The 15,388-nt window shown below is 38.0% G+C and carries 8 protein-coding genes; 1 reads left to right on the forward strand and 7 read right to left on the reverse strand.

Features of this window, described 5'->3' with window-relative positions; translation table 11 throughout:
* Positions 1-6 precede the first annotated feature (6 nt).
* From OQZ33_RS20135 to OQZ33_RS20150, 4 genes are all read right to left on the reverse strand, one after another.
* A complete protein-coding gene (locus OQZ33_RS20135; protein WP_265801159.1) occupies positions 7-1,842 on the reverse strand; it encodes a RagB/SusD family nutrient uptake outer membrane protein in 1,836 nt (611 codons plus the stop codon).
* Positions 1,843-1,868: 26 nt separating this feature from the next.
* Positions 1,869-5,006 (reverse strand): SusC/RagA family TonB-linked outer membrane protein, encoded by a 3,138-nt coding sequence (locus OQZ33_RS20140; RefSeq protein WP_265801160.1) that lies wholly within the window; start codon positions 5,004-5,006, stop codon positions 1,869-1,871.
* 454 nt (positions 5,007-5,460) lie between these two features.
* On the reverse strand, positions 5,461-6,129 hold the full coding sequence (locus tag OQZ33_RS20145) for a DUF3826 domain-containing protein (protein ID WP_265801162.1): 669 nt from the start codon (positions 6,127-6,129) through the stop codon (positions 5,461-5,463).
* A 17-nt stretch (positions 6,130-6,146) separates the two neighbouring features.
* A complete protein-coding gene (locus OQZ33_RS20150) occupies positions 6,147-7,778 on the reverse strand; it encodes a fucose isomerase (protein WP_265801163.1) in 1,632 nt (543 codons plus the stop codon).
* A 228-nt stretch (positions 7,779-8,006) separates the two neighbouring features.
* Between OQZ33_RS20150 and OQZ33_RS20155 the strand changes: the two genes are divergently transcribed.
* The gene (locus OQZ33_RS20155; RefSeq protein ID WP_265801165.1) at positions 8,007-8,876 is read left to right on the forward strand and encodes an AraC family transcriptional regulator; all 870 of its coding nucleotides are present in this window, start codon (positions 8,007-8,009) and stop codon (positions 8,874-8,876) included.
* Between the two features lie 158 nt (positions 8,877-9,034).
* On the opposite strand, the gene OQZ33_RS20160 is transcribed toward OQZ33_RS20155, so the two are convergent.
* From OQZ33_RS20160 to OQZ33_RS20170, 3 genes are all read right to left on the reverse strand, one after another.
* Complete coding sequence (locus OQZ33_RS20160) at positions 9,035-9,967, reverse strand: dihydrodipicolinate synthase family protein (protein WP_265801166.1); 933 nt, start codon at positions 9,965-9,967, stop codon at positions 9,035-9,037.
* A gap of 49 nt (positions 9,968-10,016) precedes the next feature.
* Positions 10,017-11,585, reverse strand: coding sequence for a sodium:solute symporter (locus tag OQZ33_RS20165; protein WP_265801168.1), 1,569 nt, complete (start codon positions 11,583-11,585; stop codon positions 10,017-10,019).
* A 313-nt stretch (positions 11,586-11,898) separates the two neighbouring features.
* Positions 11,899-15,387 (reverse strand): malectin domain-containing carbohydrate-binding protein, encoded by a 3,489-nt coding sequence (locus OQZ33_RS20170; RefSeq protein ID WP_265801169.1) that lies wholly within the window; start codon positions 15,385-15,387, stop codon positions 11,899-11,901.
* Position 15,388 lies beyond the last annotated feature (1 nt).

Raw genomic sequence — 15,388 nt, forward strand, 5'->3', positions numbered from 1 at the left:
TGTGGTTTACAATGGATCAAAAGTTCCACCATCCCATCCAATGGTTTGATCTAATAGCGGGCTAGAATTCATAAAGGTACTAGGAAATGCAAAAAAATAGTAGGTATCCAATACACCAAAACCAGTTGCGCCAAGATTTACATTTGATGTACTAAAATACTTATCGAAAGTAGTACGATCGTTAACATTAATACTTTCTCTAAACCTTATACCATTTGTACCAACTGCCTCAAGCTCTGTTTTTAAAGCTGTGCTTTTTACCGTCCATTGGATGGTTTGCATATTTCCGCTCAGTAAATGGTAACGGCGGGTTCTTCTTAAATCAAATGATCTTTTGCCTTCGAAAGAAAATTCTACCATTCTCTCATTTAAAATTAAATCACGCATCAAATCTTTTGATGTTGCAAGATCTAAACCGTAATTTTTAGTACCAGGTTGTATACCTGCTCTTATCCTCACCAATTTAACTAAATCTTTTGCCTCTTGTATATTACCTATTTCATTAGCGCATTCTGCATAATTTAATATCACTTCGGCAAAACGAAGTTCAACCCAATCTAAACCATTGCCACCGAAATCATTTGCGTAGATTACCGAACCTCTTGCTAAATCAGGATCACAGAATTTTTTAAGATAAAATCCCTGTGGCGATGCTTCTGTGATACCACCATTATAGCTCCATTGTTTTCTGGAGGCTGCACCACTCAATTTCCATGTACTACCATTGTAAGCAATTGTAGCATCTAAACGTGGATCGCGGTTAACCCAGAAAACTACCGGATCATAAGTAAATGAGCTCGCTTGCCCAACAGGAACACCATCACGCATGGTATATGCATTTACGAGTTGTGATGTTGGTGTAAATGCAGAAGCATTACCTCCCTCTTCGGTAGGCCTGCTTTTCTGTTCAACATTTTGTCCCCGCTTTGATAATTTACTTGAATAAGACCGCACAATGATGGCTTCAGGATTTGCAGTACCTTCCTTTAAAAAAATCTCTCCGTAATTTGCCATTAATGCAGCACCTGAAGCTTTACATATTTCATAAGCTTCTTTATTTGCCTCATAGGCTTTTTGCCAACGGCTTTGATCAAAAGGGTGCGCTGCATTATTAGTTGGATTGAACTGCGGGCTTGCCCAATATAATAATGCCCTTGCTTTAAGTGCAGCTGCTGACTGACGGGTAAACTTACCTCTTTCAGTAGCATCGGCCCATGTAACACCATTTAACAAGCTCATTGCCGAATCCAGATCGTTCACAATAGCTTGGAAACATTCTGATGCCTTTGCCCGACCAGAAAGAACAATATTATCTGGCTCTTGCGGTTCTAAAACTAACGGTACTCCTCCATATAACCTAGTTAGCTGAAAATAGGTAAGTGCTCTTAAAGCAAAAAACTGGCCTCTCAATTTATTCTTCGAAGCTTGTGGCAAAGTTCCTTTAGGGATTTCTTTTAACGCTGTATTACAGCGGGCAATATCGAAATATCTATTATCTCCTTTATTGCCCTGATATTTCGTGGCAATAAACTTAACATCATTTGAGTTTAACACACCATTTACACCGATGGCTTTACGCATAATTGATTCTGAAGATGAAAACTTATCTTCATCACTCGCATAGATAACGTTATCGGCTGTAATCTCGTAGGGAAAATCTGGCATGGTTACATCATATGTATCATTTAGAAGAAATTGAATAGATCCTTCGTTATCCCAAATTCTAGAATCCATTCCGTTTCTATCCTCTAGTTCGAAAAAATCTTTTTTACAAGATGAAGAAAATATGATAAGCATTGATATCATTCCGATTAGCAATGCGGGTTTTGTTTTAAAATTCATTTTAACTTTTTTGAGTTTAAATAACATTACAAGCTTACGTTTATACCCACAGATATTGTTCTCAAAGTTGGGTAGTCATAAATTGTGGAAGAATATGGATCTTTATAATCTAAAGGGTTCACAATTGTCCATAAATTGTTTCCGGTTAACACAAATCTCGAATCAGAGATGCCTAACTTACTTATGAGGCTCTTTGGCATTTTGTAAGTAAGTGTCATGTTATTGATTCTGATCATTGTACCACTTCTCGACCAGAAAGTTGAGTTCCAGCCAGCTGCTATTGAAGGATCATCAAACCGAGGAAATTCTGCACTGGTATTTTCAGGTGTCCAGTGATCTTTCCAATAAGCCGGAACATTTACTGTGGTACTGGCAGGAGCTTTAGATTTCGCATCAAAAAAGGCCTTACCTCCGAAACGGGTTACAAAATTGGTATTTAAGCTAAATGATTTATAAGTTAAACCTACATTGAAACCTACGCCGAAAGAATTCAGGCTCTTATACATAATGGTTTGATCTTTCTCTGTAATTTTTCCATCGCCATTGATATCATCATAATACAACCAACCAACCTGAGGTACAGAACCATTAATGGTATAGGTTGGGTATTTATTTAGTAAGGCATCAACATCTGCCTGGGTTCTTAACATACCTTGAGAGATAAGCCCGTAATTTGATGAGTTATATACTCTTGGATCCGTTCCAAACTGATACTTCAAATCCGGATAGGTGGTATCGAATAACTGAAACTGGTTGTAGAACATTTTATCGATCCGACTATTACCAAAACCAAACATCACATCGGTTGATAGTCCCCAATCTTTACCAAATTTAGTGCGATAGCCCATAGAGATTTCATGCCCCCAGGCTGTTCTCTGCTGATAGTTAACAATTGGAGCCTCAAAACCCGCATACATAGGGAAATTTTCGTTGTTACCCTTATCAAACATATCATAAGAATATCTGTGATAAAATTCGTAAGTGATATTTAATTTGTTATCAAATAATGTTGCATCTAAACCTAAGTTCATTGTTCTGGCCTTTTCCCATGTAATATCTGGATTAGGCAAAATTGATGGGTTCAATCCCCCATAAAGCACTTCATTATAAGAATAACCGTTCGGATCTACCTTGTAACGCGATTGCCATAACCTGGCATCAACCCTGCTCTCTCCCACTAAACCGTAATTAGCACGTACTTTTAGGTTATTTACGAATTTTACATTGTCTTTAAAGAAATTTTCCTGACTAACAACCCAGCCTAAACCTACGCTTGGAAATAAGCCCCATCTGTTTCCTGGTGCAAAGTTAGATGAGGCATCAAATCTACCGATTACCTCTAACAAATATTTCTTATCGTAATCATAATTAAAGCGTGAGATAAATGATCTTTGAACCGCTTCGCCAAAAGTATTCTCCTGCATGGTAAAAGTTGATTGATCAAATCCCCAATATTCTTTAACATTTGGCAGAACCTGATTTCTCCAGTACACGGATAATGATTCACTATTATTTTCAGATTGATCAAATGCTGCCAGCGCAGATACGGAGTGTTTTCCAAACTGTCGTCCATAACTCAACGATCCGATTGCCTGATAACTTGAACCTGTATCATTCCCCTTCAACAATAAAGTATTGGCAAGGCCAACAGCAGTTATTGTAGCCGTAGATTCATTGGTATATAACAGACCGTTTTGGCCTGTCATTTTGAAGTTATAGGTAGTATATGGCGGAACATATTGGCCGGTACTACCGCTCCTGTTGTTTTTACCGAAACGTAAACTTGCCGTTAGTCCCTTGATAAACGCTGGTGAGTAGTTTAACGCCGCATTTATATTTAATCCCTGCGATTTTGAGAAGATATTGTTCCCAGAGTTGATAACTGCTAGAGGATTAGTATTGTTATTGTAATTTACCGGTTTACCATCAATTTGAATAGGCACCCACATTGGCGTGGTAATTAACTGTTGAAAAAATGCCTGATCATTCTCTCCACCATTTTTATAAGTATCACTATTCTTTTTATTGAAATCAGTATTTAGCGTTACATCGGCTGTTAGCCCTGGTAGGATTTTTGCATTCATCCCAGAACGGAATGCATATTTATTATAAGTTATTCCACCATAATTACCAGTTTCATTGTAGTAATTGCCACCAGCAAAAAAGGTAATCGTTTCAGATCCACCAGAAATATTAATATTATGTCTGTTTGTAGTCGCAACTTTCCAAAGTTCATCAAACCAGCTTTTATTTGGATTATTTTTCAAAACCTCTAAGTCTGCATCTGAGAAAATTGAAGATGTTGCTGCGTTTTTTATTTTATTTGCATCATTTAGCAAAGTTGCATGTTCGAATGCTGAAAGCATCTTCACATCACTCGTATTATCCTGTAAGCCAACATATCCTGTGTAGCTAATTTTAGGTTTGCCTATCTTTCCTCTTTTAGTAGTTACCAATACAACACCCTTCGCTCCCGATGCACCATAAATTGCAGCTGAAGCATCTTTAAGAAAAGAAATGTCTTCAACCATGGAAACATCAATATTATCAAATTCATCTCTGGTGACCGTAATTCCATCGATTACATACAATGGTTCTGACGTTACTCCAAATAACTGAGATTGTTCTGAAGCTGTAGAATTACGAATATTAAGTGTTATGGAAGAACCTGGCTTACCCGAAACCGTATTTACGCCTACACCCGGAAGTCTGTTTCTGAGTGCTGCGGCAATATTGGGCACGGGTAAATCCTGTATTTCTTCGGCTCTGATATTGGCTACGGATCCTAAAATTTCGGATCTTTTTTTAACGCCATAACCAACAACAACAACCGCATCATTATCCAAGCTTTGAGCATCTTCAACGAAGCTAATGGTAAGATTTGTTTTGCCCGCTAATGGCACTACCTGCCTTACATAGCCGATATACGAAAACACCAATGCATCGGTAGCTGGGTCTGCGATTAACGCAAAATCACCTTTGTCATTCGTACTTACATTGTTGGTTTTACCTCGTATTCCTACAGTAACTCCGGGTATTGGTTGTCCATCCTTTTTATCAACAACCTTCCCGGTTATTTGCCGCTGCTGGGCAAACAAAGACGTACTGATCATTGTCGAGAGTAGCAAAACCCAGGAAAATTTGCGTAAAAGTTTTAAGTTCATAAATGTATTATTTGGTTAGTTTTTGGCGCAAATGCTAATTGGCAACAGCAAAATGCGATTGTTTTGTTTAGTTTGTATGCGGAAATTAAAATATAGGAATACTTACTAGTTTAATGTAAACCTTGCTTATTAAAATACCGAAAGGGGGATGTTGGAAATTGTGGCTTTAACTGGATCACCAGCGTAGCCGCACAGTTATATGTGGCTCATTCATCATATTAGCGTTAATTTGGTTTGTTGGTTAGAAATATATTTTACTTTTAGTTTTAAAGCAAAAAGGTTAATCTTCTTCTAATGTAATTATTGTAGAATATTATCTAATTATCCTCACTAAAATACATGTAACATTATCAGCATCAAACCCTTAATCTAATGTAAGACAAATTTCATATATAAATGAAATATTCTTAAATAAAAATTTATAATAGAAGATTTGATGCTAGTTTTAAGCTGCTTAATTCCCTTGCGCCTTTGCTTTACGTCTTTTCTCCCACTCAATACCTTCTTTTTTCAAATCGTACCCGGCAGCAGAAAGGTAATTATTAATTCTTCCCTTGTATTTCCCAAACCAGGCATGTTTCTTATCTGATGATTCTGCATCCATTGCATATTCACGGGCTTCAGTGAGCCAAACCAAAATCTGTTTTTTCTGATCTTCAGTTAGTGTTAAAATTTCTTCCTGGTAAGCTTTATAAGTAATTGGCAAAACATTGTAAGTCATTCCATTTTTTACCAAATCAATTTGATCCTCGCTTAAATGAGCAGAAAGCTTGCTGATATATTTATTATGAAGTTTGGCCAACGATTCCATCACCCCTCTATTTTGCTTAACCAAAGCAGAATCTCTTTCTGCCTTGTTGCCTTCCAGTTTGCTTTTAATTTCCTTTGCTGTTAAATCTCTAACAGCATAAATATCATTTAAGTTGCTGTATTGATCTCTGATAATATTTCTAACCTTTTCCGCTTTTTTCGCATCTGCAATTCCCAGGTTTGCCACAATCTTATCAGCACGTTCGGTAATTGATTTTACGTACTTCGCTTTTTCTTCAGGAGTCATTTTTTGAGCAAAAGTTGCTGCTACAGTAGAAAACGTTAACAGCAAAGCTAATATTGATAATTTCATGTTTGAGTATATTTAAATTAAATTCTATTTTTTGATAAGTTGACATCACCACAAAAGTGCACTTTTAAACCCAATTCATCCAAAGCTGCAGCCTTAATTCTACAAGCTTCATGCGCATTGGCTTCATAATTTGTGTAAACCACCTGAATGTGGTTGGCCTGATGCCTGGCCATTAACTGATCGCGACTTACACCTTTTAATATGGCATGCATAATTGGCCACTCTGGTGTGGTTCCATTCCACCTTCTTTGAGTTTCTTCTTTCGGCAGGGCGACCACTTCTCCCACTCCTAAATCGCAATGTAATTCGTTATCCTTCACATATACCCTACTCCAAACGATAAAGCCGGGTTTACTTATGCCTTTTAAAGACCCACCGCCCAAGCGAAAATACATTGCCGGTTGCCGATCGCTACTGGCACCAGTGTAACCATCAATAAAATGTGCCGGTGGAGCAGCACCCGAAATTAAGAATAACCAGACAAAACCATCAACCTTGTCACCTTTGTAATATTCTCCCCAACGGATATCGTGTAAAGTTGTTTCACCAGACATTCCCAACTCATTCCAAAGTTGATAAGTTACCAAAGCATCTAAACCAGCACATTCATCAACTTCGTTAAAATGTGGCAATGCTTTTTGAGGATAAAGTTCTTTCCCTGACTTTGAATAAACCGGAGGACGATCCTGATTATTGAGTAATCCCTCCACCAAATCGCTGGAAACGGTTAAATCTTTTAAACCCTGTTGATATTGGATTCCAATGGTGTCGCAACTAAAATCATCAGCAATGCGCAAGGCTGCAATATACATTTTGCACTGCTCTAATGTTTGTTTGCGGGTAAGTTGGGTCACTTCATCTGTTCCCCAATTAAAAGTCATTACTTTTTTGAGCATCCATTGAAGAACCTCTTCAGCCTCATTCTCGGTAACTTCCAGCATCGCTGCGTAAAGTGCCGATTGACTCAATCGTTCCTTAAAGAAACCGGTTTTATGGAGCAGCTCATCAGGGATGATGGCATTGTACATTCCCATGCAACCTTCATCGAAAACACCCATTATAACCTTACGTTCTTTTAACGAACGGGCAAATGCTCTTCCTACTTTTTCATCTTCTGCCGGTATTTTGTTTAGCGCTAAGCTTTTAACATGACTTTGATCGTAAGTGATTTTACCAGTTAAAATCCATTCTTGTAAGCCATCGATAAAAAATTCATCGGTAAAATTTTCGCTCCACAAGGTGCTATAAGAAACGCCCGCTTTGGTTAAGCACCCATTTAAATTGAGCATTCCTACTAAACCAGGCCATTGCCCACTCCAGTTGGCTACCGTTAATATCGGACCTTTATGCGTGATTAAACCTGCAAGAACGTGATGAGAATATTGCCAAACACTTTCAGCAACTATTAAGGGTTGGTTTGGATCAATATTTCTAAAAATATCCATACCCATTCTTTGCGAGTCGATAAAACCGTGTTTTTTCTCTGAATTATATTGATGAGCTCTTTTAACTTTCCCACCTAGTTTTTCAATGGCAGCAGTTAAATCTTTCTCCATTGCAACTTGCGCCGGCCAGCAATTCTGATTTGCTGAAAGTCGTAAATCTCCGCTAGAAACAAGCAGAATTTCTCCTTGATAACCTTCTCTCATAATTTATTAATGAACAAAAAATTTATATAAAAATAATTTGTCAGCTTATATTTTGGTTAAACCTTATTGGGCTATATACAAAACTCAACAAAAGAAAACGTTATTTAATAATAGTTTTTATCAAATTAATATAGGATGTTACCATAAAACTTACTAACTTTAAGTCAATTAGCAGCACGATTAAATAATAATGATATTTAATCTTAACCAAATATTAGTTCAATAAATATGAAACCTCACTTTCATAAAGTTCCCGTTACGCTTCAAAGTTCATTTAGTATCCGTCATGATATTAAACCTGATTTTGGAAACATTTGGCATTACCATCCAGAACTGGAATTGCATTATGTAATCAAAGGAGAAGGTGTTCGGTTTATTGGGGATAACATCAGTAATTTTGAGCCGGATGAAATGATTCTGCTAGGCGAAAACTTACCTCACACCTGGCGTTGTAAGGATGAGTACTTTCAAAATAACCGGGAGCTTAACACCGAAGCGATGGTGATTCACTTTTTGCCTGATTGCCTGGGAAAATATATGCTCAATTTACCCGAAGCCTATTTATTGCCAAAGCTATTTGAAAAAGCGAAAAGTGGAATGGTTATTAATGGAATGGCAAAAGAAAAGTTGGTTAAGCTAATGCGTTCTGCTATTGATGCGACAAATTTAGACCGCATTATTATTTTGTTATCCATACTGAAAACATTGGCCGAAACTGACGAGTATTCGACCATCGTGACGAGCAAAAATACTTTCTATCGATCGAACGAATCAGAGACTTTGCGTATCAATAAAATCTGTAATTATACTTTAAGCAACTATAAAAAGGACATTACACTTGAAGAGGTGGCTAATTTGAGTAATTTGAGCGTAACCTCGTTTTGCCGTTATTTTAAGTTGATGACCAAAAAGACTTTCTATGATTTCCTGATTGAAATAAGGGTAAGCCACGCCTGCAGGTTTTTAATAGAAAACAAGCTCCCTACCGAAATGATCTGTTTTGATTGCGGTTTCAACAACGTTTCGAACTTTTACCGGCATTTTAAGAAAGTTACCGGGATGACGCCGCTGGACTATAAAAGAAAATATTTGAATTAGCATCATAATATCTGGGCCGCAGATTCGCAGATTGATTAAGAATAATTAATTATGATTTTTTGATTCACCTGATACGAAATCACAAAAAATCGTTGTTTGGAATACTAAAGTGCTGAGATTTAAAATTAACAATTATCATCTTCGAATCTGCGGCCAAACTAAATAAATACCTGGATATTTAAATCCGTTCTTAAAGCAGTGTAATCGTCATATAATTTCTCTACCTCCTTAACTATGGTCGGTGTAAATGATCCTACATTTCTCCTCGTAAATGTTGAGATATTTAACCCTCTTTTTTGAAGAAAATATTTCGAAACTATTGGATAAACATTGTGCATTACATCCATATTATCGATTAAAAATTGCTGAACAGCATTTACTTCTTGAACCAGACTTTCATCATTATAGCGGTCGCAAAGCCATACGATTAACTCCGGAAAATAATTACCCTGAATGCAGGATAAACCAGACGACCCCGCCTTTAAAGATTCTACGGCATGCACAATATACGCATCATATAAACCAAAAGCGTTGCCTTCCGTAAGCCGAAGTTTTTCTTTAATCTGTGTTAAATCCAGACAGGTATCTTTGTGGTAGATCACTCTTCCTGTCGATACAAAATCTGCCAACTGTTCAGGTTTCAAAACCCTTTTGTAAGGCACAGGACATTCATAAAAACCGATGGGAATTTTGCCAGTTTGATTCAGCAAGTCATAAACCCGATCATTAAAAACAGCATCGCTTTCTTGCTCATCTGCCAACAAACCTGTGATGGCAATTACAGCTTCAACGCCTAAATCGCTCACTTCTTTAACAAAATCTGCTTGTTTAGTAATTGGACCACCGAAAGTTCCGGTAGCCACCACCGGTACCGAACCATCTGCTACTTTTATTACATGTTTAATGGCTTGGATACGTTCCTTATCAGTTAATTCAAACATTTCGCTCGAAAGGCAATTGGCAAATAAACCAGAAGAACCCGCTTGCAAATAGATTTCGGTTAATTGCGTGAGGGCAGGATAATCTATCTCGCCGTTACTTAAAAAAGGTGTGAGCATTACCGGGATGAACCCTTTTTGTGCATTTTCCATTTTATATTGATGTGGGATTTAATATGATAATTTGTGCAATCAAATGATATTAATTTGCAGTTTCTATTTTTTTCTTCTTGATTTTTGTAACGAAAATTCCAACTAAAAATATGGTCAGCGTGCCGATTACGATAATCATGTTTTTATGCAAAGGGTTCCTGAAATTTTCATATTCCGGTGGCAATAGGGTGGAAAATGTCATCCAGATAATGACGACAATTCCGATGATGGTTGCGATTATCGCTTCGTGGTTTTTTGTTTGTTTACTAATAATTCCAAGTAAAAATAAACCCAGCATACCAGCAGCAAATATCCCCGAAAGTTCCCACCAAACATCCAAAATGCTTTTAACGCCAATCATTGCAATTCCGGCAATCATCCCCAATAAGCCAAAACCAATCGTTGCAATGTGTAGCAGCGACAGGTTCTGTTTTTCCGTTACATCGGGTTTGATGTATCGCTTGTAAATATCTTCAGAGAAAACCGTTGCAGATGCATTCATACCAGAACTGATAGTACTCATTGCTGCCGATAAAATTGCTGAAACGATTAATCCAACCAACCCTACCGGAATTTTCGTGACCATGAAATGCGGCATAATCTTATCGCCGTAATCTGATGGAAGCAATGCATTTTGCAGTTTCAAAACTTCTGAAGCATTTGTACCCACGGGCAATCTTTCAAGTGCTACCTGGTGTTTAATGGATTGCACCAAGTCCGGATTAACTTCGTAGTAGGCGAACAAGCAAGATCCTATAATAAAAAATAATAGCGATGCTGGAATATATAACCATACACAAAGCCATATTGATTTAGATGCAGCTTTACTTGATGATGCGGTATGGTAACGTTGGATATAGTTTTGATCCATCCCGAAATTGTTCAGATTGATAAAGAACCCATACAACAACACTACCCAAAACGAAGAGCCGACGAAATCCATTTTAAAACTTCCCAGACTAAATTTATCTGCCGATTTACCAATTTCTACGATTTTAGAAACGCCGCCTGGCATATTGGTAATGATGAGGTATAGGATAAGTAGAGCGCCGAATGTTTTCACTACAGCCTGCACCACTTCGGTCCAGATTACTGCTTCAATTCCACCTAACACGGTATAAAAAATAATGCAGATGCCCATCACAATCATGATCATTTGCATGGAATACCCGGTTAACGCTTGTAAACTTAATGCAATGCCGAAGAATATGGACCCCATTCTGGCCAGTTGCGTAAGTAAAAAACAAAGCACTGCGTAAACCCTCGCCCAGGCGCCAAAACGTTTTTCTAAATGTGTATAGGCAGAAATTTCTCCTGTATTGCGGTAAAAAGGAACAAAATACTTTGAGGCTACCCAAGCGGCGAGCGGCATAGAAATACTAAAAACAAATGCATTCCAGTTGCTTCCAAAGGCTTTCCCTGGAACCCCCAAAAAAGTATTGCTGCTTAGAAACGTTGCATAAATTGATAAACCTATTGCCCATCCGGGAATAAGGCCCGAAGCTTTTGTAAATTGTTCGGAATTTTTATTTTTTCGTGAGAAATAAACGCCAACTAATATCATCCCAACAAGGTATATGAAGATTATCGCAAGATCGAAAATAGGAAGACCTTTCATTACTTATTGGCTCGTTTATTAATTTGGTTAAAACAAATATGCATTTCTAAACATCAGCATTCATATAAGATTTTGGCTACATCTTGTACCATCTTATCTTTAAGGGTTGTCGTGTTACGGGCTGCGAGTTATCAATTACAGGTCTGCAAGCCGAAAAATAAAAACTTATCCAATATGAGTTATATCTGCTTGCGATCCTTATAAGAAACCGGCTGTATGCTCACAACTATTAACTTGTAACCTGCAACCTTCAACCCGTAACTTATAAAAGATCAAACAGGTAAATAATAACAGGTAACTTGCAACTGATACCCTATTGCACATCTAAAGCATCAATCGCCAACTCTTTCGCATCTATTGCAATTAAACGCACTTTATAACTTCCTGCATTGATCATGCTGCCCGTATTGGTATTCAGATAATTCCATTTACCTGATTTTGTTGGGGCAAATTCGGCCTGTTCTGTTTTCATTAATGTGCCATCCGCAGAAAGAAATTCGATTTTAGCTCTTGAAACTTTTGAAAATGGATTATGGTATTTGATAGTTAAAGAATACGTATCGGCCACTCCAACGCCTATCGACCATTCTAAAATCCCACCGCTACTTTCTTTAAAAATAACGCGTTGCTTATCCATTAAATTTTGTTTAACAATACTCTGACCTGCCAGTTTTGCATCAGTTGCTTTGTAACTAGTCACTGTTTTTAAATCGTATGCTGGCTCGAGTTCACTTGGCGGAACAATGGCTATCGCTCTTACGTTGCCTCTCACTGTGACCTGGTCATTTGCTGAAAACCTTTTGCGGAAGACCATAAACTTTTCTTCATCGCTATTTGTAATCTGCGTTTTGGTATTCTCGTAATCGACTGGCTTGGCATCGCTATCATTTAAAGCCACGAAAACATCAGCTACTGCATTTAGCTTAAAAACAAAATCTTTGTTGACTTTACTGGTTTGAATCCACTCTGCCCCATATAAATTTGGTGGTAAGGAAGTAAATTCCACAGATGAATCATTAAATTGTTTATCGCCAATATCCATCCAACTACCAAGTTTAAAATTCTTTCCAGATGGAATGCTCACAATCGAATTAGACTGATTTGCAGGAATTTGAGTTTTATCTAAGCTGGCAACGGCGATGGCGGAAATAAGCCCCTGCCCAACTTTGATCTGCGGAAACGATATAGTCAATTGTCCCGCTTTGCTGAACACTTTTACGGTCTTCTTCAAAACAGCATTAGCACCTGCTTCTTTCCAGATGTTAACATCTTTTAGCACGGTTTTGTCGTTAACGGCTACATCAAACAACCTCATTTTTTCAGCATTCATGCCACCACCTATTCCCAGCCAAGGTTCAATAAAATATAGCTCTACTAAATATTCGCCATCTTTTGGAACAGGAAAACTAAACTTCAACTGATCTCTACCATAACGGAAGGATTGGAAGAGCTTCCAATCTGAACTGCCCGCGATTGGCGAAAAGGTTCTTCGCTGACTAGCAAAAAATGACGGTACTCCAGGAAAACTGGAAGTCCAGGAGGTTGAACCGTAATTTTTAGTATTGGAAGATAACTGTTGATCTGCCAGCCATTGGTTCCCGAAATGATCTTGATAAGATGGCCCACCACAATTTAACCGATATAAATAGTTGTACTTATCTTGAGGTTTTAAAACATCGGTATTAATTACCAAGCGATCAAAATTTGGAGATTTCGGTAGGCTATTTAACACCATTTGATCTTTGGCGACAGCCTTTCCATTAATATATCCGACTGCGTAAAGCACATTATATTTAATATTTGGCTTATTCCATTGGAAATGTGTTCCGATAGCGCCACGTTTTTGCTTGCCTAATGATGCTCCATCTACATCATTAAAAAGCTCTACCTCATCGCAGTTGGAATAAACCACAATGCTGTCTTTTATCCCTGGTATTGACCAGCGATTTGGCCAGGTATGAGAAACAATATAAACCATGGGCTCGGTAGCTTTTGGCGCATAATTGGCTCTGAACATGTAAAAAACGTCAGTCGGCTCTTCCCATGGGGTAAACATTCCTTTATAATTTACCGGACCAATGCGATCTAAATCTCGCAGGCCTTCTCCCCCCTGTACCCGACCCGGATTATCATGTGAACTATATAGCCAGAAGAAATGACCTGCAGTTTGATCTTTTACCGTTTCTGCCAAACGAACTTTCGTTTCCATTAAATCGGTCATTTTGTTTTCAGTAAAACCTTTCCCGTTTGCGTCAACCTCATGAAGATCGATTGTTCTCCAGGCACCATATTCACCAACCAAAACCTGTCTTTTTAAATCTTCTCCATAAGTTGCAGGATTGCCTCCGTAAGTTCCTGTCCAGTTTTGCGGTACATCCCAATCGGTCCCTTTACCGCCATTACAAGTGGTTACTTTTCTTTGCGATGATGCCGTCGGATCTAATTTCCTGATCAGTTCGGTGCATTCTTTCGCAAAATCTTCGGGTAAAGTACTCTCATTTTCTAAGCCCCACAATACAACCGACGGACTATTTCTGCGTTCCTTAACCCAGTCGACCAGTAATGATTTGAAGTTTTTTCTAAACTCAGGCGTATCATACCAGATATGAGCTGCCATTTGGGTCCAGCTTAAAATACCAAGTTCATCCCAATAGCTTTGGTAAAGTAAATTATGCGGTTGGTGTGCATCGCGGAAAGCGTTGAAACCCGCAGATTTAATTTGCATTACCCGCGAGCGAATCTGCTCATTGCTAAAAGCATGACTGTTGCCAATTAAGTGCTCATATTCTGCAATTCCATTGATAAAAACTGGCTTTCCATTTAAAAGAAATACTTTTTGATTTGCTTGTTCACCAATTGGCCAGCTAATCCATCTGATTCCGTAAGGCGTTTTTATTTCATCTATTACCTTACCATTTTCGATAATGGATGTTTTCAAAGTATATAAATATGGGTTCTCGAGCGACCATAATTTGGGATTAATAATCTCATCGGTTTCTTGATTTATTACAATCTCTTTGCCTGCCGGGATAACTATTTTTTTAGGCAGTGCTTTTTCGATAGTGCCTTCAGCATCTAACAACTGGTTGTAGATTGTTACTGATTTAGGTTTTGAACCATAATTTTTGACAGTAGTAGCAAAATTCAGCAGGGCAGATTTTTCTGAAATCCTATTATCATTCCAAATGTGAACACCAAAAGGCTCAATTCGCAACTCATTGGTCACGATGAGATGTACTGGTCTGAAAATACCCATAGGCTGCGAACCTTCGGAAAAGCCTCTTTCGGTAGAGCAACCTCCATCTACCCAGGGTAAATCCTGGATGTTTGCAGGGTGATCTGCCCTAACAGCCAATAAGTTTTCCTGATTATTTGATTTGATAATGTCGGTCACATCTAAAGTAAACGTAGTTCTTCCACCAGCATGATAACCAACTTTGTTTCCATTTAGCCAAATGGTGGCGTAAGAGCCAACACCTTCAAAGTATAAGAAAAACCTTTTGCCAGCTTTAATTTCGTTGCTTTTGAAGGTTTTTCTATACCAGGCGTAACCATGTTTATTGCCGTGAAGTTTTCTTTGATATCCTTCGTATTGGTCCCAGTTGTGGGGAACGTTTAGGGTTTTCCAGTTATTGGTTTTAAAGGTGGTATTTTCAAACCCATTGTAGGCATTGATGTTTTTTTCATCAGCAATGCTTACCCAGTTGGCATTAAGTAGAATGTCTTTTCGGTTGTTTTGCGAGAAAGCACCGGATGCTAAACAAAGAAAAATGGCAAGAAATGATACTTTTAAATTTTTCATA

This window comes from Pedobacter sp. MC2016-05 (genome assembly GCF_026239735.1).
Taxonomy (GTDB): Bacteria; Bacteroidota; Bacteroidia; order Sphingobacteriales; family Sphingobacteriaceae; genus Pedobacter.